This is a genomic window from Bradyrhizobium sp. Kon56, from assembly GCF_055807635.1.
Window position 1 is genome coordinate 271,075 of the sequence record NZ_JBVVOU010000005.1, and the last position, 21,798, is coordinate 292,872.

Genomic DNA, 21,798 nt, shown 5'->3' on the forward strand with positions numbered 1-21,798 from the left:
CGGCTAATGGGATTGAGCAAGAGCGGGATGTAGCGGCTCCGCAGCGCACAAACCAGCCCGGGGTTCCCCAAGAAACCCGTTTCCAGATGCGACGAAACACGCCTGAAACAGATGGTCGGTTATCTCGTTGTCAAAAGCATACAGGGACGGCCACCATGCAATTCTTCCTCAACCTGATCTGGGATTATTCCTGCTGTCAGCACCTCGTCGCCCTGCCGCCGCAGGAGGACGAACTATGATCGAGCTGATCTCGGCCTTGCTCGCGCTTTGCAGCGTCGGCGTCTTTGCAGCGCACGCGGTGGATGCCTATCGCTCCACCCATTACTGATAGCCCACGCCCTAGAACGGCCGCCGGTAGAAGTGCTCCGAATGCGTCGCTGGCGGAAACCTGTTGGCGAGCGCGAGAGCTCCCCTTTCGTCGGTTTCGAGCGCGATCTTCTGTGCGAGCATCACGTCGCCGGGAACGAGAAAGCCTGACGGGACGAAGCACCACCCCATCGTCGCATTTCCGGCCTCGTCGATCTCATGGACGTTGGCGGCGGTGCCATAATGGATGCGATAGGTCTTGCCGGTATCGCCGCCGACGACATCGAAATACCGGTGCTGCTCGAATTGGGCGCGCTGCGCCGGTGACAGCCATTCGGCCAGGAGCCGGCGACCGCGAGCATCCGGCGTGTTCTCGCCGAAAAAGCGCCGATAGAGTTCGCGGAGCGCATGCAGACGCGCACGCGCCGGCCCACGGAGCCAAACTGCCGCGATCATGAGCAGCTCAGATCAACCGCCAACCAGGCGGGGATAGAACAGCGTTTCCTGCGCGGTCGGGTCAAACGATCGGATCCGGGTGACTTCGCCAGGTCCGGTTCGCAGCGCGGCGGTGAAGCCCGCTCCGGTCAGCTCCCGAAAGCGCCGCTCGGCTCGCGCCAGCGCTTCGGCATTGCCAGGATCAAACTCGTGGCGCGTGTCGCCAGTCTGGTCCATCACGATCTGGGTTGCCATGTTGAGTCTCCTCATGCCCAGCCCTGTTCGATCAAAGCAAACCTCGTGCCGTCGGTTCCAGTTGGCAACAACTTTCTCTTGCCGGCGCATCACGCCTTGCTGAGCAGGAGCGTTCTCAAGCGAAGTGGATGCCGGTTCGCATAAAGCAAACGCGGCAAAACCAAGAAGCTTGAGCCCCTTCGAAACGCGGCTCTGGTCAGCGCGAGGCGGCCGTACCTCCGCCCTCGTCGATCTGCCGTCCCATCAGGGCGATCGCTTTCTGATAAACGCCGGCGGCATTCCAGGCTTCGATGGCAGCGAAATTCGGCTCGCCCGGCTGGTAACCCGCTCCTGCACGCCAGCCATGGGCCTTGAGGAAATTCGCCGTCGAGTTCAGCGCATTGGCGGCAACTTCGAGATTGCCGGTGCCGTAGGCCAGGATGTTCTTGGGCATGAACTGGGTCTGACCGACTTCGCCGTGCATCGAGCCGCGGGTTGCCCCCGACAGCGTGCCGCGATCGATCAGCTTCAGCGCCGCATAGAGCTGCTCAGTGAAGAATTCGGGACGGCGGCAGTCATAGGCGAGCGTCGCGATCGAAGAGAGCATATTCTGGTTGCCGCGCTGGCTGCCGAACCCGGTCTCCATGCCCCAGATCGCGATCAGCGGCCCCGGCGGGACGCCATAGCGCTGCTGGATCGAGGTGAACAAGGCGGCTTGCGACTGCTTGAGCTGGCGACCCTTGGCAACGATGGTGGTGGCGCCGCGCTTGGCGAGGAACTGGTCGAGCGTCAGCGAGAAGCTGCGCTGGCCACGGTCGGCCGCGATGGTGGCACTGGCGTAATTGGTTTGCATCAGCGCCGAGAGCGCAGTCTGGCCGACGCCCTTGCCCTGCGCCTCCGCGCTGAACTCGCGCTTCCAGGCCTCGAAGCCGGCCGACGAACTGCCGCATTGCGCGGCGTGGGCGGCGGGCGCCAGGCAGCCGAGCAGCGTCATCGCCCCAAAAACCGCCGCAGCTACAGTTCTGCCCCTGATCATGTCCGACGTCCTCTCCCTGGGTGATCCAATGCCCGAGCTTACCCGGACGAAGGCGCCGACTCCATGGCGTGATCATACGACAGTTCCAGTCCATCCAAATTGCCCTCCTGGCGCCACTTGTCCAGCAGCCGCAGGAATGCCACCGGCCCGCGCCAATACTGGCTGTTTCTCGCCGCGATCGGATCGAACACGCCTTCATTGTTGTAATAGCCGGGCGTGCATTCGGCGAGATAGGTCTGGCGGCCGAGCGCAGCTTTGACCACCTCCTCGACCCAGGCGTTCTCGGCATCGAGCGTCGGCTCCAGCGTCCGGGCTTTGCGCTTGCGCGCCTCGGCTATCACATAGGCGATGTGCTGCGACTGCTCGTCGATGATGTGCGGGAAGTTGGCGCTCTGGCCGGCCTGCACCATGACGATCAGGAAGCAATTCGGGAAGCCGCGACTGTAGAAGCCGTGCAGCGTCTTGACGCCATCGCGCCAGCGCGCCGACAGGCTCACGCCGTCACGGCCGTAGACCTCAAAGCCCATGCGGCGGGCGTAGTCGGTGCCGACCTCGAAGCCGCTGGCATAGATCAGGCAGTCGAGCTCATAAGCCCTGCCGTCGACCACGACCGCGTTCTCGGTGATGCGCTCGACGCCCTGTCCCCTGGTGTCGACGAGATGCACGTTGGGACGATTGAAGGTGTCGAGATATTCGTCGTGGAAACACGGCCGTTTGCAGAATGCCTTGTACCAGGGTTTCAACGCCGAAGCCGTCGCCTCATCCTTGACGATCGCATCGACGCGCGCTCGGATCTCTTCCATCTTGCGATAATCGGCCTGCTCGATGACCTTGAGCGCCTCCTCGATCGAAGTCACCGGCTGCGGCTGGCGGCGCGGCGCCAGCAGGATCTCGCCGAGCAGGCCGGTCCAGCCGTCCTGCACCAGATCCTGTTCGAATGGCTCGCCCGAGATCACGGCGGTGAAATTGTCCATGCGTTCGCGCTGCCAGCCGGGCCTGAGCCCCTGCGCCCAGCTCTGATCCGTCGGGCGGTCGTCGCGCACGCCGATCGCCGACGGCGTACGCTGGAAGACGTAGAGCTCCTTGGCCGAGCGGCCGAGATGCGGCACACATTGCACGGCGGTGGCCCCGGTGCCGATGATACCGACGCGTTTGTCGCCAAGACCACTAAGATCACCTTCGGCCGTGCCGCCGGTGTAGGCGTAATCCCAGCGGCTGGTGTGGAAGCTGTGTCCCTTGAAGCTTTCGATACCGGGAATGCCCGGCAGCTTCGGACGGCTCAGCGGGCCGCCAGCAAGGATGACGAAGCGCGCGCGGATGCAATCACCGCGATCTGTCTCGACCAGCCAGCGTGCCTCTTGCTCCCGCCATTCCATGTGGGTGATGACGGTCTGAAACAGCGCGCGCTCATAGAGGCCGAAATGACGGCCGATGCGGCGCGAATGCTCGTAGATCTCGGGGGCTCGCGCATATTTGCGCACCGGCATGTAGCCGGTCTCTTCCAGCAACGGCAGGTAGATGTAGCTCTCGGTATCGCAGGCCGCGCCAGGGTAGCGATTCCAGTACCAGGTGCCGCCGAAATCGGCTGCCTTTTCCACGACCCGGAAATCATCGATGCCAGCTTCGCGCAGTCGCGCGCCGCACAGAAGGCCGCCGAAGCCGCCGCCGACGATGAGCACCTCGGTCTGTTCGCTGACAGCCTCGCGCGCAAATCTGGAATTGGCCCAGGGATCGTCGAGATAGCGTCCGAACTCGCCGGTCACCTCGACATATTGCGCCTTGCCTTCGGCGCGCAGGCGACGATCGCGCTCGTCGCGATAGCGCGCTCGGAGTGCGGCAATGTCGATTGTAGATTCGCCGGCTGCGCCGGTCTTGTGTCTTTGCGCTGACATCCGTTTCCTCCCCCGGCGGACACTGCTTCGCCGGCAGCTAGCATCACTTAGCCCTGAAAAAGTGACGCATGCAATCGCGTCTCTCGCTTTTTGCGTGAACGTGGAGTGGCGTTCCGCTAACCTCAAGCGCACATCACAAGCGTACGTCATGCAACGACATGGCGGTCCGGAGGAGACGATGCAGGGATTGATGATGGACATGCCGCTCCTGATCAGCGGCCTGATCCAGTATGCCGCCGACTATCACGGCGAGGCTGAGGTCGTCGCGCGCGAGATCGAAGGCGACATCCATCGCTACACCTATGCCGACGCCCACCCGCGCATCAAGCGCATGGCGTTGGCGCTCAAGAGGCTCGGCATGATGTCCGGTGACCGCGTCGGCACGCTGGCCTGGAATACGCACCGGCATTTCGAGATGTTCTACGCCGCGCCGGGCATGGGATATGTGCTGCACACCATCAACCCGCGGCTGTTTCCCGAACAACTCGTCTACATCGTCAATCATGCCGAGGACCGCCTGCTGTTCATCGACCGCGCCACGCTGCCGATCGTGGAGACGATCGCGCCGCAGCTGAGATCGATCGAAGCCTATGTCGTGATGTGCTCGCGCGAGCGAATGCCGGAGACCAAGCTTGCCAACGTTCATTGCTACGAGGACCTGCTGGAGAACGAGCACGACACCGGCTTCGCCTGGCCGGAATTCGACGAAAAATCGGCATCCACGATCTGCTACACCTCGGGCACGACAGGCAATCCCAAGGGCGTGATCTATTCGCATCGCGCCGCGATCCTGCAGACCATGGTCTCCTGCAATTTCGACTTCCTGCCCGGGCACCTGGAAGGCGTGCGCGAGGTGATGATGCCGATGGCGCCGCTGTTCCACGGCAACGGCTGGAACATGCCGTTCACCGCGCCCTATACCGGCTCGAAGCTGGTGCTGCCCGGCCGCAATTACGAGCCCGACAAGCTCTACGAGCTGCTCGAAGGCGAGAAGGTGACGCTGTCCGCGGGCGTGCCGAGCTTCTGGCTGATCCTGCTCGACTGGCTCGGGCGGACCGGCAACAGGTTCTCGACACTTCGTGCAACATTGTCGTCGGGCTCGGCACCCCCGCGCGCGATGGTCGAGAGGCTCAAGCGCGAGTATGACATCGACTACGTCCAGGCCTGGGGCATGACCGAAGCCTTGGGCTGCTCGATGCCGGGCTTGCGGCCGGGCTCCGAGCATCTTGAGGACAAGGAGAAGTTCGACCGCCGCCAGGTGTCCGGCCGCGCCTGTTTCGGCACCGCCTTGCGCATCGTCGATGACGGCGGCAACGAGCTGCCGCGCGACGGCAAGAGCGTCGGCCATCTGCGCGCGCGGGGACCGTGGGTTGCGTCCGGCTACATGAAACTCGACGAAGGCCTCGACCGCGACGGCTGGCTGATCACCGGCGACATGGCCGTAATCGACCCCCAGGGCCACGTCACGCTGACCGACCGCTCCAAGGACGTGATCAAGTCCGGCGGCGAATGGATCTCCTCGATCCAACTCGAGGACGCGGCCTTGTCTCACCCCGATGTGCTGCAAGCCGCCGTGGTCGCGATCAACCATGAGAAATGGCAGGAGCGGCCGCTGCTCCTCGTCGTCCGCAAAAAGGGCGCGACCGTCGACGGCAAGACGTTGCTCGACCACATGCGTCCGAAAATCGCGAGCTGGTGGATGCCTGACGCCGTCGAATTTCTGGACGAATTCCCGATGACCGGCACCGGCAAGGTGCTCAAATCGGCGCTGCGCGAGAAATTCAGGGAGTATCGCGTCGCTTGAGCCGATCGTGCACCGGCCTGTCTGTCGATCGAGGAGACCAAAGATGCTCTACCCGATGTCCCCCAAAGTCGTCGAGCTCATGCGCAAGCTCGACAGTTTCATGGATCGGCACATCTATCCCAATGAGGAGCGCTTTTATCGCGAGGCGGAGGAGCTGGGACCCTGGAAGGTCTATCCGGTCGTCGAGGAGCTGAAGCCGCGGGCGCGCGCTGAAGGCCTCTGGAACCTGTTTCTGCCGGACTCCGGCCACGGTGCCGGCCTGACCAACCTCGAATATGCCCCGCTCTGCGAGGTCATGGGCCGCTCGCATCTCGCACCCGAAGTCTTCAACTGCTCGGCGCCCGACACCGGCAACATGGAGGTGCTGGAGCGCTATGGCACGAAGGAGGACAAGGAGCGCTGGCTGAAGCCGCTGCTCGCAGGCGAAATCCGCTCCTGCTTCGCCATGACCGAGCCTGCCGTCGCCTCTTCCGATGCGACCAACATCGAAAGCTCGATCGTTCGCGAGGGCGACCATTACGTCATCAACGGCCGCAAATGGTACACCACCAATGCGACCGACCCGCGCTGCAAGATCTGCATCTTCATGGGCAAGACCGATCCCGACAATGCTGACCGCCACAAGCAGCAATCCATGATCCTGGTGCCGATGGACACTGCGGGCGTCGAGGTCAAGCGCCCCCTGCCCGTGTTCGGCTTCTATGGTGTGCCCGACCGTGCCTCTGAGGTCGTCTTCACCGATGTGCGCGTGCCCAAAGAGAACATGCTGCTCGGCGAGGGCCGCGGCTTCGAGATCGCGCAGGGACGCCTCGGCCCGGGGCGCATCCACCATTGCATGCGGCTGATCGGGCTCTCCGAGCGCACGCTGGAGAAGATGTGCCGGAGGGTGCGCAGCCGCATCGCCTTCGGCAAGCCGGTCTCCGAGCAGACGGTGACGCAGGAACGCATTGCAGAAGCCCGGATCATGATCGAGCAGGCGCGGCTGCTGACGCTCAACGCCGCCTACGCGATGGACACCGTCGGCAACAAGGTGGCGAAAGCGGAGATCGCGATGATCAAGGTCGCCGTGCCCAACATGGCCTGCCAGATCATCGACTGGGCGATCCAGGCCCACGGCGGCGGCGGCACGTCGAACGATTTCGGATTAACCCAGGCCTATGCGACCGCGCGCTTGCTGCGGCTTGCGGATGGGCCGGACGAGGTGCACAGGAACCAGATCGCGCGGTTCGAGCTGAAGAAATATTCGAATGCGTAGGACGAAGCATTCCGCTCGTGCGGCTCGCTCTCTTTCCTTCTCCCCCTGCGGGAGAAGGTGGCGCGAAGCGCCGGATGAGGGGTCTGCTTCCGCGGAGACAAACCCCTCACCCCAGTGAGTCTGCATCAACCAGCGGAGCTGCCCTCTCCCGCAAGGGGCGAGGGCACGCTGACACGCAGCCCGATTACAACCAGCGCCGTGGCGCCCTCACTCAATTCACCACGTACACATCGGGATCGAAGCTGGAGCTCGGCTTCTTGAAGGCGTTGCGCAAGGCGCCCGACATCGGGACGTTGTAGTTGAGGCCGTTCGGCGGAGTCGGCGATTCCAGCCACTTCTTGTAGAGGACCTCGATCTCCTGGCTGGCGTACAGCTCCGCAGTCGCGCGATCGGCGAGCGCCTTGAATGGAGCGTCCTCTCGCCGCAACATGATCCCGTAAGGCTCCGGCTTCGAGAACGTCTCCTCACTGATCATGAAGAGCTGTGGTTCCTTCGAGCGCGCGATCGCCACCGCGAGCTGCACGTCGTCGAGCGCGTAGGCCTGGGCGCGATCGGTTTCCAGCAGCAGGAAGGCTTCGGCCTGGTCCTTGGCCGGCATCACATTGATGCCCAGATTGCGCTCGGTGTTGACCTTGGCGAGCTGTGTCAGGTTGACCGAGCCGGCCACCGCCGTCACCGCTCTGCCCTTGAGATCGTCGATGGTGTTGATCTTTGCGGCTTTCTTGGCCGCAAATCGCGTTGCGCTGAGGAAGTGCGTGTTGGTGAAGGCGACCTGCTTCTGGCGATCGGCATTGTTGGTGGTCGCCGAGCAATGCAGGTCGAGCGTCCCGTTGACCATTAGCGGAATCCGGTTCGACGACGTCACGGCGAGGGTGTCGACGGCGATGTCGGGCATACCGAGCTGCTTCTTCACGGCATCCACGATCCTGAGGCAGATATCCATGGCAAAGCCGACCGGCTTCTGGTTGCCGTCGAGATAGCTGAACGGGACCGAGGCCTCCTGGTAGCCCAGCGTGATCTTCTTGGTCTCTTTGACCTTCTGAAGCGTACCCGACAGGTCTTCGGCGAAGGCGGCAGTTGCAAGGCATGTGAGGGCCAGGACAACGGTGGGTAAACGCATCGGGAACTCCTCGAGGAGGCTTGCGCCCCCATGCCGGGCGCAGCAATCGCACCGTTGATAGCGCAGGCGCGCGGCAGCCGCCACACGAGCTTGCATCTATCAGGTATCGCGGCTTGCGATAGGGTGGACCGGCCTTTTGTCCCCCTGGAGTCGGGGCGCTCAAGCGCCAGGATGGCTGTTACGCGTCGATGCCGCGCTGGACCAGGATCCGCTCGGCGCTGTCGTTCCAGACGTCCATCTTGGTGATCTGGCCATTCCGCACCACGAAGCGGTCGACATAGCGGTTGCCCTCGAACGCGGACCCATCCATCCATTCGCCGTAGAGCGTGCCGACGCTATAGACCACGGTCTCGCCGTCGCCGGGGCAGACGTCGAAACGGTCCATCTTCTTCTTGACCCAGCGGTAGCGCTTGGCGTTGAAAGCGGTCGGGCCGCGCGGATGATCGAACTCGCGCCCACCGGTAAAGGTGATCACCGTGCCCGGCGCCATATAGGCAGCCGCGGCGTCCGGATCGGGGATCATCGACGCCGTGAGATAGGCTTCCACGAGCTCGGCGTCGGACGACGGACCGGCTTCGGCTTTTGCGGCAGCGGACATGGCTCATTCTCCAGGGCTTGCGGAATACTAACGCCGCTCTCGGGGAATACGTGCATATATTTTGAACATTTCCGTCGCTACACTGCCGACAATCTGGAGCCGCCAAACGCGGCCGAATGCACTAAATTCCTTCCGCAAGAGCCATGACCGCCCAATCCGCCTTTGACCTTATCTTTCGCAACGCCTTGCTGCGTGGTGCCGCCGACCCGATGGACATCGGCGTCACGCGCGGCCGGATCACCGCCATCGAACCGACGCTCGCTTGCGAGGCCGCCGAAGTCGATGTCGGCGGACGCCTCGCCCTGCCCGGCTTCGTCGACAGCCACATCCATCTCGACAAGGCCTGCCTGCTCGGCCGCTGCGGGCATGATCACGGCAGCGTCTCCGAAGCGATCCGCGCCGTCTCCGAGATGAAGAAGGGTTTCTCGGTCGAGGACGTCTACGCGCGCGGCGCCCGGGTACTCGAACGTGCTATCGTCCACGGCACCACGCGCATGCGAACCCACGTCGAGATCGATCCCCGCATCGGATTGCGCGGCTTCGAGGCGGTGAAGGCGCTGAAGCGTGACTATGCCTGGGCGATCGACCTGTCGCTCTGTGTCTTTCCGCAGGAAGGCCTCACCAACGATCCCGGCAGCGAGGAGCTTCTGATCCAGGCGCTGCGCGATGGTGGGGAGGTGATCGGCGGCTGCCCCTACACGGACACCGACCCGAACGCCCATCTCGCACGCATCTTCGACCTCGCCGAGGCGTTCGACCTGGACGTCGATCTCCATCTCGATTTCGATCTCGATCCCTCCTGGTGGCACCTCGACGAGGTCTGCCGGCAGACCGAGCGGCGCAACTATGGGGGGCGCGTGGCAATCGGCCACGCCACGAAACTCTCCGCACTGCCACCGGAGCGGCTGAGGGCCGCCACCGCGCAGCTGGCCAAGGCTGGCGTTGCCGTCACCGTGCTGCCGGCAACCGATCTGTACCTGATGGGGCGGGAAGCGACCCACAACGCGCCACGCGGGCTGACGCTCGCCCACAAGCTCGCCGCCGACGGCGTGCTGTGCTCGATCGCGACCAACAACGTGCTCAATCCCTTCACGCCGTTCGGCGATGCCTCACTGCTGCGAATGGCGAATTTCTACGCCAACGTCGCGCATGCCTCGGTGAACGACTTCGATACCTGCCTTGATCTCGTGACCGAGCTGCCGGCGCGGCTGATGAACCTTGGGGATTACGGCATCAAGGTCGGAAACCCCGCCGATCTCATCGTGCTCGATACGCAAGACAGCCGCTTCGCCGTCGCCGAGCTGCCGGATGTCGTAATGGGCTTCAAGAGCTGCCGGCAGACTTTTGCGCGGCAACGGCCCACTGTGTTCCGCCCCGGCTCCTGAGCCGCTCTGGACGCATATCTGCATTGAAGCGGGGCGAATTGCCGCGTTTTTTCCGTTAGATGTTACCGTCGATCGTTCTCATGTTCCGAATCCGGTAGAATACCGGATAGTCGATCCGCGCTGATTGCCGATAGCTGAGCATATTGCCAGTCCCGCGGTGCCGTTCAAAGCAGAACCTGCACTGAAGTCTGCATTCAACGGGGAAGCATCGACATGTTCAGCGCATTCAGCAGCATCGACCATCACGCCATTCGAGCGAGAACGCCCGGCGAGGCCGCTATAAAACGGCTCGACGGCATCGGGCATGTCCTGTCAAACCTCGATCTGGTGAGCATCCGGACCCAAGATGACTTGACGCGCATGCTCCTGACGCTCGATACCGCCGACAAGTGTATTCGATCGATCCGCGCAGAATTCCGGACCGAAGTCGCGAACGATCGGCTGGCCCGCAAGGCCGAAGACCTGATGGCGCTGATCGAACGCACCCGCGACGAACTCACTGGCTCTCGCACGGCGAAGTCCTGAGCAGGAGCCGCCCTATTTCTCGCGATTGATCTTCGCCAGGATTCGGTCCGCCTCGGTGCGCCAGTCAGCGTTGCGGGCGAACTCCTTGGTACCCTTCGTTCCGAACAGGCCCTCGTCGGCGAGGTCCGCCACCCAGGCCTGCCGCTCGGCGGTGCCCTGCGCGGACCACGGCGTCAGCCCCGCTTCACGCACGGTCTCGGCGACCTCGCGTACTTCCTCGGCGCGGCGGCGGCCATGCTCGATCACACGCTGGAAGCAATAAGCACCCTGCTTCTCCCAATCGATCATGGGAAAGGTTTCCGCCAGCGAAGCCAGTACCGCATCCTCGACGCCATAGGCGCGCGCGGTAGTGAAGCTTTCGATCACCATGGCCTCCAGGCCCTTGATCATGATGCTGCGACACATCTTCACCGCCGATGAAACCCCGAGCTTGTCGCTCGCAACCTTGGCCGCAAAACCCATCCCGTTCAAAAGCGGCTCCAGCTCCCTGGCCCCGGGACCGCCGAGCAGCAGCGGCACCTTGATGCGATAAGGCGGCACCGACGTCATAACCGCGCCCTCGACATAACGTCCGGCGGCGCCATCAATCAGCGCGGCAGCGCGCTGCTTGGCGGCGGGAGACGCCGAATTGAAATCCAGGAACCAGGTGCCCTGATTGATCGCGGCCGCGCAGGCCTTTGCCACCGGCACGGCCTGGCTCGCGGTGACCGCGGAGATGATGAAATCGGACTTGGCGGTCAGCTCGGCGTGCGAGGCTGCGAGCCCCACACCGACTTTTTCAGCATGCTCGTGCAGCGAACCACCCTGCTCGCCCGCGAGCTTGATGTCAAAGGCTGTGACCTTGATGTCCTGCTGGCGCAAATCCTCGGCCAGAATCCTGCCGACCTCGCCATAACCGACCAGCCCGACCTGCCATCGCTTGGGATCGCCCGCCATCAGTTCAGTCCTCGCGTTGTTGCGTCGAACAGGTCCTCAACCGCATAGCGGCGCGGGATCAGCGCCTGCTGGAACGCGTAGTCGACGATCAACTCCAGCGACCTTCTGTTCGCTTCGATTCCGAACGGAACCAGGTCCGGCGTTGCCGCAGGCCCCGCCTGCGCCTTATTTTGCTTGAGGAGATCATAAATGCCCGAAACTACGTCAGGACGCGATTTCGCTAGCTGCTCGGTCACGACCACGAGATGGTTGACCGGCACGACGCCGCGGCGCGCGTACCATATGGCGGCTTCCGCGGCCGGATCGGGGAACAGCGGCCTCAGCTTGGGATCGTTCGAGGCCTCACCAAGGACGACGTCGAGCTCGCCGTCGAGCAGCATCTGAAGGATCTTCTTGTGCTTCGGCGCGCGCTCGGTGGTGTCGACATATTCGGCGACATGCGGGTCTTCGAACGTGACCCAGCGGATCTTGTCGAGGTTGACGCCGTAGTCGTTGGCGAGGATGCCCCTGATCCAGGCGCCGGTCGTAGTCGTGAACGAACGGATGCCGACGCGCTTGCCTTCGAGATCGGACGGCCCGAGGGTTCCCTGCGCAGGACTATAGAGCGCGTAGGAATGCTGAAAGCGGCCGAGCATTGTGGCAGGCAGCAGCACCAAGGGCTTGCCTTGCGCCTTTGCCATCAGATAGGTGACGATCGCCATCTCGCAGACGTCGAACGCTTGCTCGCGCACCATCGGTTTGAACGCAGTGTTGGTCGGCGTGTATTCGATGAAGTCGAGGTCGAAGCGGTTGGAGCGGAGCTCGCCGCTCTTCACCGCCTGGACATGGGGGTGACTGCCGAGCACGGCCTTCAGCTTGAGACGATCCATCGGCCCACTCCGCTGATTGTTTTAGACGTCCTCGGGATTGTCGACATAGACGAGCCCGGCCTTCCCCAAGGCCTCGCGCATGCTGTACATGTCGAGGCCCAGCTCACCCGAAGCCAGCCGCTTGCGTTTGCCGCCTTCGTCCGCGTTGCGCTTCCTCGCCTTCTCGGCGACCTCGGCCGCGTAGCGCTTCGGCACCGCCACGACGCCGTCGTCATCGGCCACGATGATGTCGCCGGGATCGACGTTGACGCCGGCGCAGACCACGGGGACATTGACCGAGCCGAGCGTCGCCTTCACCGTGCCCTTGGCCGAGACCGCGCGCGACCACACCGGAAAGTTCATCTCGTGCAGTGCCCTGACGTCGCGGCAGCCGGCATCGATGATCAATCCCTGCACGCCGCGCGCCTGCAGCGAGGTTGCGAGCAGCTCGCCGAACATGCCGTCGGTGTTGTCGGTGGTGCAGCCCACGACGAGGATGTCGCCCTTCGTGCACTGCTCGACCGCGACATGGATCATCCAGTTGTCGCCGGGCTGCGCCAGCACGGTGACGGCAGGGCCGGCGATCGCCGCGCCGGCCCAGACCGGCCGCAGATACGGCTTCATCAGTCCGAGCCGATCATAGGCCTCGTGCACGGTCGAGACGCCGTACTCCACCATCCCAGCGGGATCGGCACGCTTGATGTTGCGAACGACGACCGGCTTCATGCCAGCTCCTCCGCAACCGTCGGAAACAGCCGCTGATAGGCCTCGCCATAGGTCATGGACACGCCGGTGTTGCGGCTGCCCTGGATGCCGCGGTTGAGCGCGACGCGCTCGTAATATCCCCACAGGTGCTTCTGCGCGGCGAGGATCTGGAACGCCTCGTACTTCTCCTTCCAGACCTCGTCGATCTTGAGGAGCAGGTCCGGCTTGTAGTTGCATTGCTCCGGCTGGTGCGGCTCGAACAAAAACACCGGCGGGGCCGAATATTTGTACTGCGCGCCGGGCTTGTGGCCCATCGCCTGCGCGACCACGCGGGTTTCCTGCGCGAAATGCGCCGCGTTCGGATGGTCGAAATTATAGGGATCCTCCAGCGCGTGCGTCAGCACGAAGCGCGGATTGAGCTCGCGGTAGATGTCGACCATGCGGTCGAAATGGGCCTCGGCGAGCTTCAGCGGATAGTCGCCGCAATCGAAGAACTCGATCTCGGCGCCGAGCAGCTTGGCCGCCCGCTCCGCCTCGTCCTTGCGGCCGGCCTTGACCGATTCCAGCGTGGCGCCCTTCTCCTTCCAGGCGAACTGGCTCTCGCCGCGCTCGCCGAAGGACAAGCAGACGATCTTCATGCGATAGCCCTTCTTCGCATGCAGCGCGATGGCGCCGCCGGCACGCCAGACGAAATCGCCCGGATGGGCCGTGATCACGAGACCTGTTTTCATGGGACAAAACTCCCCTCTATCGTTCGTCAACGTCATCGGTTCATCGAGTCGCGACAGCGGATTCCTCGCCGTCGAGCACGCGCTTCAGGCGGTCGGCATCGAGTGCGCCTTCCCATTTGGCAATCGCGATGGTCGCGACCGCGTTCCCGATCAGATTGGTTGGCGTCAGCCCCTGCGACATGAGGCGGTGGATGCCGAGCACGAGCGCCACGCTCGTCACCGGAATGCTGCCGGTGGCGGACAAGGTTGCCGCCAGCACGACGAAGGCGGCGCCCGCGATTCCCGCCGCGCCCTTGGAGGTCACGAGCAGGATCAGAAGCAGCTCGATCTGCTCGGCGAGCCCAAACGGCGTGTTGGTCGCCTGTGCCAGGAACACCGAGGCGGCGGCAAGGTAGAGGCAGGTGCCGTCGAGATTGAAGGAATAGCCGGTCGGGATCACCAGCCCAACGACGCTGCGCTCGCAGCCGGCCTGCTCCAGCTTGGTTAGCATCCGCGGCAGCACCGTCTCGGACGATGTCGTGGCGATGCAGATCAAGAGCTCTTCCCAGATGTAGCGGATCAGCTTGAGCAGCGAGAAGCCACACAGACGCGCGACCGGGCCGAGCGCCACGATGATGAAGATCACGCAGGTGAGATAAAAGCCGCCGAGGAGCTTGCCCAGCGAGGCCAGCGAGCCGACGCCGAACTTGCCGACCGTGAAGGCGATGGCGCCGAAGGCGCCGATCGGCGCAGCCCACATCACGAATCCGACGATGGTGAATACCATCTTGGCGGCGATGTCGATGAGATGGACCAGCGGCGCGGCGCGCTCGCCGAGCTGCACCAGCGCAAATCCGCACAGTACGGCGATGAAGAGCACCTGGAGGATGTTGCCCTCGGCAAAGGCGCCGATGAACGTCGCGGGCACGATGTTCATCAGGAACGGTACAAAGCCGATCACGCCCGTCTGCTTGACATAGGGCTCGATCGCGCTGGCATTGATGCTGGCGGGATCGATGTTCATGCCGACGCCGGGCTTGAGCAAGTTCACCGCAATGAGACCGATGATCAGCGCGATCGTGGTCATGATCTCGAAATAGACGATCGCCTTGACGGCGACGCGCCCCACCCGCGCCATGTCGGCCATATGCGCGATGCCATGGACGACCGTGCAGAAGATGATCGGCGCGATCAGCATCCGGATCGCCTTGATGAAGGCGTCGCCAAGCGGCTGCATCCTGGCGCCCCCCTCGGGATTGACGATCCCAAGCGCGATTCCGGCCGCCATGGCGATGAGCACCTGGATCCAGAGCTCCTTCCACCAGGCGCGGCCGCGCGGCTTGTCGATCGCTAGCGCCGTCATTGGCCGAACTCGAACAGCCGCGCGGGATTATCGACGAGGATCTTCTGCTGATACTCCGGCTCCGGCGCGAACAGCGGGATTAGGTCGACGAGATCGCCGTCGTTCGGCATCGCCTTGACATTGGGATGCGGCCAATCGGTGCCCCAGATGACGCGGTCGGGCGCCGTCTCGACAATTTTTCGCGCGAACGGCACGGCGTCGGTGAACGGCGGACCGGCCGATGACACCCGCTCCGAGCCGCAGATCTTGACCCAGCATTTCTCGTCGCGCTGCATCAGCTCGACCAGGATCTTGAACGGCAGCTGGTCGAGCCCTTCGGACGCCTTCACCCGTCCCATATGGTCGATGGTGTAGCTCAGCGGCAGCCTTATCAGCGTGTCGGCATGTTCAGGCAGGTCGATCGCATCGAAATGCAGATCAATATGCCAGCCGAGCGGTGCGACCAGCGCGACGATGCGGTCGAACACCTGCTTGTCCGGGACCCCGCCGAGATGGCGGACGAAATTGAAGCGGCAGCCGCGGAAGCCGCCCTCATGCAGCACGCGAAGCTCGCGCTCGGTGATGGTGTCGTCGATATTGGCAACCGCGCGATAGGCCCCGTTGCTCTGCGCGATGGCGTCAAGCGCCACCGTGTTGTCGGTGCCATGCACACTCGCATTGACGATGACGGCACGTCCAACGCCGAGCTTGGCATGCAGCGCGCGGAAATCCTCGAGCGGCGCATCCGGCGGCGTGTAGGAACGCTCCGGCGCGTAAGGGTATTTCGCGCCGGGCCCGAAGATGTGGCAATGCGCATCGCAAGACAGGTTCGGCAGTCTGAACTTCGGCGTGCGCGTGTCCGGATCGGGCGGCGGAATGGTCGGCGTGTACATCATTGCCATCGGATAAACCGCCGAACCAGATCGTGTCTTCAAGTCTTGCTGCTGACGACCGGCCGTCGCCGTGCTGGCGCCTGATCCAGCGCCGGCGCCTGGAACGCGGCCACGGTGGCTTGCACCAATTGCTCGATGGCACTTGCGGCATCGCTGCCGTCGGCCTCGCCGCGCGACAGGCGCGAGACGCGATCCGGCGTCACCAGCGAATAATAGAGTGCGCCAAGCAGGAAGTGGCTGCGCCAGACGATATCGGTGCGCGGAACGTGCGGCAGGCTTTCGTGAACAGCATCGATGAAGGCGTGGCTGGTGTCGTCAAAAGTCTGTGCGATGATCTTTCGCGCGACTTCATTGCCCTCCGCGGACATCACCGCGCGCAGCCGCGTGAACCGCGCCCCGCCCCCGGCAAGATCACTGCCCGAGGTGAAGGCCGGCACGACATAGGCCCGCACCACCGCTTCGAGCCGATCCTGGAGATCGCGCACGCGCTTGGCGGCCGCGAGCAGCTCGGAACGGCGCAAATTCATTGGCCCGCAATGGCGCCGGTAGATCTCCAGCAGCAGGCCGTCCTTGGTCTTGAAATGATAGGTGACGCTGCCGGGATTGGCGCCGGCGGCCTGTGCGATATCGCGCACCGACACGGCGTTGAAGCCGTTGGTGGCGAACAGCTCCTCGGCCGCGGCGAGGATCGCCTCGCGCATGTTCGGCTTGCGGGCCGTTTCCTTGCTGGCGGGGTTGCGGATCATGTGATTTGTACTATCGTACAAAAGATCAGGTCTCGTCAACAAAAACCATGGATGACACCCGGAAAGGCCGAGAGACCGCCGCTGGGTGCAAAGGAGTGCTGGGAAATGCTGGGTTTCAACAAGACCATCAGCGGTCTGATGGTGGGCGCCGGTCTGCTGCTCGCGGGGACCGCCGCACAGGCCGACAAATATCCGAGCAAGCCGGTCCACATCCTGGTGCCTTATGCGGCCGGCGGCGCCGTCGACGTGCTCGCGCGCACCTTGGCTCAGGCGCTGGCCGGGACTTGGGGCCAGCAGCCGGTGATCGACAATCGTCCCGGCGCCGGCGGAATCGTCGCGTCCCAAGCGCTGACGCAGGCCGCGCCCGACGGCTACACGCTGATCCTCGTCGCGAGCGGCCATCCACTCAACCAGTTCATCTATCCGAGGGTGCCCTACGACACGTTCAAGGATTTCACCGCGATCAGCGAAGTCGCCTCCTCCCCGCTCGCGATCGTCGTGGCCAAGGACAGCCCCTATAAGACGCTCAGTGATCTCCTCATCGCGGCGAAAAAGGAGCCGGATAAGCTCTCCTACGGCATGTCCGGCAACGGCACCTCGGCGCACCTCGCGGGTGAGCTGTTGAAATACATGTCCGGCACCAAGATCGTCGCGATCCCCTACAAGGGCGGCGCCCCCGCGCTGACCGCCGTGATCGCCGGCGACATTCCGCTCAGCATCAATCCGCTTGCGGAAGCCATCAGCCAGATCGAAGGCGGCGCGGTGCGCGCGCTCGCGGTGACCTCGGCCGAACGCTCCAAGGCGCTGCCCAATGTTCCGACCGTCGCCGAGTCGGGCGTGCCGGGTTACGACGTCTCCGTCTGGTGGGGCGTTCTTGGTCCCGCAAAAATGCCGCCGGAGATCGTCACGAAGCTCGAAAGCGATCTGAAGGCGGCGCTGCAGGACCCGAACGTACTGTCGACGCTCGGCAAGATCGGCGCGGCCCCGGTCGGCTCATCGTCGAGGGATTTCGGCGCCTACATGCATGCCGAGGCGACCAAATGGGAGCCGGTGCTGAAGGCCGCCGACATCCGCGCGCAGTGAGGTGCTTCGCATGAGGACCAGCGCGCTGGACACGATCCAGCGCCAGGCAGGCTTGTGCGGCGCCACGAAGGCCGACGCGCAAGTAGGTCAATTGCGTGCGCTCGCCCGCATCTTCTCCGGCGGCGCGGGACGCCGCACGAAATCGGCGTCATCGTCGCCTCCTCCCGACGGGATCAGGATCGCGCGCTCGCGCGGCAGCGCTTCCGGCATCTCGTCCCGGATGAAGGCGATGAGCTTCTCCCTCATCTCGCAGCGCAGGTCCCAGGACTGCGGCGCGTTCCTGGCGCTGACGAGGGCGCGGAGCTCGATGGTGCGAGCATCCGCGTCAACGACCTGGAGATTGACCACCTCGCCGTCCCAGAGCTTGGACTCCTTCACTGCTTCTTCCAGCCAGCGCCGGATCCGCGGCACGTCGGCACGATAATCGACATGAAACGCAATCACGCCGATCAGGGACGCAGTGTCGCGGGTCCAGTTCTGGAATGGCTTTTCGATGAAATAAGACAGCGGCACCACCATGCGGCGCCAGTCCCACAGCCGGATCACCACATAGGTCGCGGCGATGTCCTCGACCCAGCCCCACTCGTTCTCGATGATGACGGCATCCTCGATGCGGATCGGCTGGGTGATTGCGATCTGCATGCCCGCGATCAAATTGCTCAGCAGCGGCCGGGCGGCAAGACCAACGATGATACCGGCGGCACCGGCGGAGGCGAACAGGCTGACGCCGTATTGCCTGACCGAGTCGAATGTCATCAGCGCGGTCGACACCGTGATGATGACGATGATGATATCGGTGACGCGCTTGAAGACGCGGACCTGGGTGACGTGCTTGCGCGCGACAAAATTCTCGGTGACGTCGCGAAAGTTCTGGAGATACCGTGCCGCGCTCATATCCACGATCCGGATCGAGATCCAGCCGATCAGCGCAATGAAGGCGACGACGAACAGGCGCGTCAGCGGCGTGCGGAAGGCGTCGTCCAGCGGCGCGAGCGGCAGCACCAACGCTACGGCGGCAAGACTGAGGGCCAGCTGAGTTGGGCCCGCGGTGCGGGCGATGAACACGCTCACGAGCGGGAGGCGGGTTCCGAAGGCGCGGTTGAACAGCCAAACCGAAAGGCGATAGATCGACAGGGCGATCAGGATCGCGCCCAAGACTAGAGTGAGGCCGACGAACCACGACGGGATCCACCCGAACATCCTGTCGATGTCGGCCAAAAGGGTCTGCCAATCCATTAATGTCCCCGCATTGCATCCGCGCTTGCGTTCAACGCGTTGCAGCGTCGTTCGCTCCCCCGCTCGGTGCAATGCAGCATCCCTCTGGTGCAATCATCGCCGAACTGCGCTATTTGTGGTCAATCATGACTCGACGGACCGGCAGCGCCGATCTTCCCCTTCACACCGGCCGGGTTCCACCCTGGCTGGCGACCCGCATGTCGTCGCTCGGCGCGATCGTCACACAGGCGATCGTGCATCATTACGGACGCGATGCATTCCTCCAGCGGCTCTCGCACCCGTTCTGGTTCCAGTCGTTCGGCGCCGTCATGGGGATGGATTGGCACTCCTCCGGCATCACGACGTCGGTGATTGGCGCGCTGAAGCGCGGGCTGGGACCGCTCCAGGACGAGCTCGGAATCTACGTCTGCGGCGGGCGTGGCCAGCACTCGCGCAAGACCCCGGACGAGCTGATGCAGCTCGGCGACCGAATCGGCTTCGACGGCGCAAAGCTCACGCGTGCGAGTCGCCTCGTGGCGAAGGTTGACAGCGCCGCGGTCCAGGACGGCTTTGACCTTTACCTGCACGGCTTCTTCGTCACCGCCGACGCCAAATGGACCGTGGTGCAGCAAGGCATGAACGGCGACAAGCGGCAGGCCCGCCGCTATCACTGGCATTCCGAGGCGCTGAAGAGTTTTGTCGACGCACCGCACAGCGCGATCGACGGGCCGCGGCAAGGCGAGATCGTCAACCTCACCGACCATCGCGCCGAGATCTCGCGCACCGCGCAGCTCGAGCTTCTGAGCGATCTCGGCCCGGATCGTATCCTTTCCGAATTCGAGCGGCTCACCGGAACTGCGCCCGCGCCCGCACAGGCGACGCTGCCGCACCTGATCATGCCCGGGCATCACGACGTGCGGCCGAAGGACGTGTTTGCGCGCCGCCTGCACGGCACACTCGCTGCTGCGGCCGAGCGCGGCCCGGTCGACTTTCCGGAGCTGCTGCTGACTCCCGGCGTTGGCGCTCGCACCGTTCGTTCGCTGGCGATGGTCGCCGAAGTCGTGCACGGCGCGCCCTACCGCTTCAACGATCCCGCGCGCTTCTCGCTTGCCCACGGCGGCAAGGACCGGCATCCCTACCCTGTTCCACTCAAGGTCTATGACGAAACCATTCGCGTGCTGAAGGGGGCGATTCAGAACGCAAAGCTCGGGCGCGAGGAAGAGATGCAAGCCATCAAGCGCCTCGACGACCAGGCGCGGCGGCTGGAGCGCACCGCGCATGGGCCATCCGTCGAATCCTATATCGCCGGAGAGCGTGCGGCCTCGCCCGATCTCGACGGCCGTTCCGTGTTCGGCTGGGAGCGTGATCTCGGGTCGACAAAAAAGCAGACCGGCTGAAAGCCGGTCCGCGAGTTCAGCGGGAAGGAACGCCGCTCTCAGGTCTCGTCGGTGCCCGGCTCCTCGTCGAGCCGGTTGGCCGAGTGGTCCTGATATTGTTCGGTCTGGATCGCCTTGCCGTCCATGCCGCGAATGTCCGAGTGCTGCGCCTTGTCGCGGTTTGACAGCACCATGTTGTCGCCGATCTTCTCCTTGGGCACGTCCGTCATGGCGCCGCTGCCGTCGCCCTTGCCATGCATGCCCGATCTGAAATGCGTCTTGCTGCCACGACCACCTGGCATCTTTTTCTCCTCTTGCTTTGATCGCCCGTGCAGCTCAATGCTTCTGCTGTGCCGGCGTCGGTTTCGGCGGCTTGTGTCCGCTTTGGCCGGAATCATTGTGCTTGTTGTGATCGCTTTCCTGGTTGAGGCCGCCTCGGCTCACCGGGAATTCACTCTGTCGCGCCTCAGGTCGCGCCCGGTGAACGGCCGTATTCTCCGGATTGTGGCCGAGGGCGCGCTCAAGCTCTCGCGCGTCTGGAACATCCGGCTTGCGCTCGAGGATGCGAACCTGTTGCTCGTGGGTCTTCTTGCCTTGCATGCTCGTCCTCCGGAGCTATCGGCCTCTTCGGTGCGTGCCACTGCGTGCGATGTCCTTGTCGATGCCGCCAGCGGCGTTCACGTCGTTCTCGACGTCGCCTTCGATCGTGTTCTCGCCCAAGGCGTCCTCGAGGTCCTCAGGCGAGATACCGGCCATCGTTGCGCCCTTCGATCCGCCGATCATGGGGTTATTTTGCATATCCTTTTCCGTCGGTGCGTAGAGTTTGGGTTGCTTGTTGGTCATGCCTCACCTGCCTCCGCCTTTTCCGGCCTCGTCATGCCTGTGGTGTGAATCGTGCTCGCCACCTCCGCCGGAGACGCGGCTGTGGTTGCGCTGCGGGTCGTCCGCCGCGGGCTTCTTCACTTCGAGCGGTGCCTTCGCATTCTCATGCGATGCGCCTGGTCCGCCCTGACGGTTGCTGTTCGGTGTCTTGGTGGATGTCGACATGAGGGTCCGCTCCTCAGCGATCTTGCTGATAGCCTTGGTTGGTGGTGTTCTGCTTGATGTTGCCCTGCTGCCCTTGCTGGTCCGGATTTTGCGCACGCTGCTGGCCGCGCGGGGCAGTCGAGGACACTTGCTTGCTGTCGCCGGTTCCCTTCGGACTTTGATTCTCGGCGGGAACAGGTGGCATCTTGCCGGTCATGATGCTGTCTCCTGTTGTTGATCTGCGACATCGACCGGAGGAACTCGTCGCGGCTTTCGATGTCGCAAAAACAACTAGAGCAACGGCATGCCGTTCCTACCGACGAGTGCA

General features: G+C 63.8%; 25 protein-coding genes. 6 read left to right on the top strand and 19 right to left on the bottom strand.

The annotated features are described in order from the left end of the window. Positions 1–339 precede the first annotated feature (339 nt). The 4 genes from AC0L3B_RS11015 to AC0L3B_RS11030 all read right to left on the bottom strand — a co-directional run bounded on the left by AC0L3B_RS11015 (position 340) and on the right by AC0L3B_RS11030 (position 3,903). The gene (locus tag AC0L3B_RS11015; protein ID WP_018459285.1) at positions 340–762 is read right to left on the bottom strand and encodes a hypothetical protein; all 423 of its coding nucleotides are present in this window, start codon (positions 760–762) and stop codon (positions 340–342) included. Positions 763–774: 12 nt separating this feature from the next. Beyond that, positions 775–996, bottom strand: a complete 222-nt coding sequence (locus AC0L3B_RS11020) for a hypothetical protein (RefSeq protein WP_007592399.1) — start codon at positions 994–996, stop codon at positions 775–777. A 196-nt stretch (positions 997–1,192) separates the two neighbouring features. After that, positions 1,193–2,011, bottom strand: coding sequence for a lytic murein transglycosylase (locus AC0L3B_RS11025; protein WP_085352771.1), 819 nt, complete (start codon positions 2,009–2,011; stop codon positions 1,193–1,195). 38 nt (positions 2,012–2,049) lie between these two features. Then, positions 2,050–3,903, bottom strand: coding sequence for a flavin-containing monooxygenase (locus AC0L3B_RS11030; protein ID WP_247398252.1), 1,854 nt, complete (start codon positions 3,901–3,903; stop codon positions 2,050–2,052). Positions 3,904–4,081: 178 nt separating this feature from the next. Here AC0L3B_RS11030 and AC0L3B_RS11035 point away from each other — a divergent pair, with 178 nt between their 5' ends. Together AC0L3B_RS11035 and AC0L3B_RS11040 are read left to right on the top strand one after the other, a co-directional pair. Then, positions 4,082–5,707, top strand: coding sequence for a long-chain fatty acid--CoA ligase (locus AC0L3B_RS11035; RefSeq protein WP_473380387.1), 1,626 nt, complete (start codon positions 4,082–4,084; stop codon positions 5,705–5,707). Positions 5,708–5,750: 43 nt separating this feature from the next. Continuing rightward, complete coding sequence (locus AC0L3B_RS11040; RefSeq protein WP_473380388.1) at positions 5,751–6,962, top strand: acyl-CoA dehydrogenase family protein; 1,212 nt, start codon at positions 5,751–5,753, stop codon at positions 6,960–6,962. A gap of 211 nt (positions 6,963–7,173) precedes the next feature. On the opposite strand, the gene AC0L3B_RS11045 is transcribed toward AC0L3B_RS11040, so the two are convergent. Beyond that, positions 7,174–8,082, bottom strand: coding sequence for an amino acid ABC transporter substrate-binding protein (locus AC0L3B_RS11045; RefSeq protein ID WP_085395888.1), 909 nt, complete (start codon positions 8,080–8,082; stop codon positions 7,174–7,176). 178 nt (positions 8,083–8,260) lie between these two features. Continuing rightward, positions 8,261–8,680, bottom strand: coding sequence for a nuclear transport factor 2 family protein (locus AC0L3B_RS11050; protein WP_085395887.1), 420 nt, complete (start codon positions 8,678–8,680; stop codon positions 8,261–8,263). A gap of 143 nt (positions 8,681–8,823) precedes the next feature. Between AC0L3B_RS11050 and AC0L3B_RS11055 the strand changes: the two genes are divergently transcribed. Further along, positions 8,824–10,065 (top strand): amidohydrolase family protein, encoded by a 1,242-nt coding sequence (locus tag AC0L3B_RS11055; protein WP_247297591.1) that lies wholly within the window; start codon positions 8,824–8,826, stop codon positions 10,063–10,065. Between the two features lie 213 nt (positions 10,066–10,278). Then, a complete protein-coding gene (locus AC0L3B_RS11060; RefSeq protein ID WP_204510923.1) occupies positions 10,279–10,590 on the top strand; it encodes a hypothetical protein in 312 nt (103 codons plus the stop codon). Between the two features lie 12 nt (positions 10,591–10,602). Here AC0L3B_RS11060 and AC0L3B_RS11065 read toward each other — a convergent pair whose 3' ends face one another. Genes AC0L3B_RS11065 through AC0L3B_RS11095 form a run of 7 tightly spaced genes read right to left on the bottom strand, consistent with a single transcriptional unit; the run spans position 10,603 to position 16,770 of the window. Continuing rightward, positions 10,603–11,526: an NAD(P)-dependent oxidoreductase gene (locus tag AC0L3B_RS11065; protein WP_473380389.1), complete on the bottom strand. Its 924-nt coding sequence runs from the start codon at positions 11,524–11,526 to the stop codon at positions 10,603–10,605. Continuing rightward, positions 11,526–12,395 carry an ABC transporter substrate-binding protein gene (locus tag AC0L3B_RS11070; protein WP_018459295.1) on the bottom strand — a complete coding sequence of 290 codons (870 nt, stop codon included), beginning with the start codon at positions 12,393–12,395 and terminating at the stop codon, positions 11,526–11,528. Before AC0L3B_RS11070 ends, AC0L3B_RS11065 begins: the two co-directional genes overlap by 1 nt. Before the next feature lie 21 nt (positions 12,396–12,416). Beyond that, on the bottom strand, positions 12,417–13,100 hold the full coding sequence (locus tag AC0L3B_RS11075) for a 4-carboxy-4-hydroxy-2-oxoadipate aldolase/oxaloacetate decarboxylase (protein WP_473380390.1): 684 nt from the start codon (positions 13,098–13,100) through the stop codon (positions 12,417–12,419). Continuing rightward, positions 13,097–13,810 carry a PIG-L deacetylase family protein gene (locus tag AC0L3B_RS11080; RefSeq protein ID WP_018459297.1) on the bottom strand — a complete coding sequence of 238 codons (714 nt, stop codon included), beginning with the start codon at positions 13,808–13,810 and terminating at the stop codon, positions 13,097–13,099. Before AC0L3B_RS11080 ends, AC0L3B_RS11075 begins: the two co-directional genes overlap by 4 nt. Positions 13,811–13,850: 40 nt before the next feature. Next, positions 13,851–15,152 carry a C4-dicarboxylate transporter DctA gene (gene dctA, locus AC0L3B_RS11085; protein ID WP_473380391.1) on the bottom strand — a complete coding sequence of 434 codons (1,302 nt, stop codon included), beginning with the start codon at positions 15,150–15,152 and terminating at the stop codon, positions 13,851–13,853. Further along, on the bottom strand, positions 15,149–16,033 hold the full coding sequence (locus tag AC0L3B_RS11090) for an amidohydrolase family protein (protein WP_018459299.1): 885 nt from the start codon (positions 16,031–16,033) through the stop codon (positions 15,149–15,151). Before AC0L3B_RS11090 ends, dctA begins: the two co-directional genes overlap by 4 nt. A gap of 29 nt (positions 16,034–16,062) precedes the next feature. Then, positions 16,063–16,770, bottom strand: a complete 708-nt coding sequence (locus AC0L3B_RS11095; protein ID WP_085385611.1) for a TetR/AcrR family transcriptional regulator — start codon at positions 16,768–16,770, stop codon at positions 16,063–16,065. Positions 16,771–16,875: 105 nt separating this feature from the next. On the opposite strand from AC0L3B_RS11095, the gene AC0L3B_RS11100 reads away from it, so the two are divergent. Next, positions 16,876–17,853 (top strand): tripartite tricarboxylate transporter substrate binding protein, encoded by a 978-nt coding sequence (locus tag AC0L3B_RS11100; RefSeq protein ID WP_085353040.1) that lies wholly within the window; start codon positions 16,876–16,878, stop codon positions 17,851–17,853. A gap of 87 nt (positions 17,854–17,940) precedes the next feature. Here the strand turns inward: AC0L3B_RS11100 and AC0L3B_RS11105 are convergent, their stop codons facing one another. Continuing rightward, positions 17,941–19,089 carry a mechanosensitive ion channel family protein gene (locus AC0L3B_RS11105; protein ID WP_018459302.1) on the bottom strand — a complete coding sequence of 383 codons (1,149 nt, stop codon included), beginning with the start codon at positions 19,087–19,089 and terminating at the stop codon, positions 17,941–17,943. 125 nt (positions 19,090–19,214) lie between these two features. On the opposite strand from AC0L3B_RS11105, the gene AC0L3B_RS11110 reads away from it, so the two are divergent. Beyond that, positions 19,215–20,465, top strand: coding sequence for a DUF763 domain-containing protein (locus tag AC0L3B_RS11110; protein ID WP_026233776.1), 1,251 nt, complete (start codon positions 19,215–19,217; stop codon positions 20,463–20,465). A gap of 38 nt (positions 20,466–20,503) precedes the next feature. On the opposite strand, the gene AC0L3B_RS11115 is transcribed toward AC0L3B_RS11110, so the two are convergent. Genes AC0L3B_RS11115 through AC0L3B_RS11135 form a run of 5 tightly spaced genes read right to left on the bottom strand, consistent with a single transcriptional unit; the run spans position 20,504 to position 21,687 of the window. After that, complete coding sequence (locus tag AC0L3B_RS11115) at positions 20,504–20,746, bottom strand: hypothetical protein (RefSeq protein WP_026233777.1); 243 nt, start codon at positions 20,744–20,746, stop codon at positions 20,504–20,506. A gap of 34 nt (positions 20,747–20,780) precedes the next feature. Then, on the bottom strand, positions 20,781–21,044 hold the full coding sequence (locus tag AC0L3B_RS11120) for a hypothetical protein (protein WP_018459305.1): 264 nt from the start codon (positions 21,042–21,044) through the stop codon (positions 20,781–20,783). 15 nt (positions 21,045–21,059) lie between these two features. Further along, positions 21,060–21,287, bottom strand: coding sequence for a hypothetical protein (locus AC0L3B_RS11125; protein ID WP_018459306.1), 228 nt, complete (start codon positions 21,285–21,287; stop codon positions 21,060–21,062). Between the two features lie 3 nt (positions 21,288–21,290). Next, entirely contained in the window at positions 21,291–21,491 is a 201-nt protein-coding gene (locus AC0L3B_RS11130) for a hypothetical protein (protein WP_018459307.1), read from the bottom strand. 13 nt (positions 21,492–21,504) lie between these two features. Further along, the gene (locus AC0L3B_RS11135) at positions 21,505–21,687 is read right to left on the bottom strand and encodes a hypothetical protein (protein ID WP_018459308.1); all 183 of its coding nucleotides are present in this window, start codon (positions 21,685–21,687) and stop codon (positions 21,505–21,507) included. Positions 21,688–21,798: the final 111 nt, after the last annotated feature.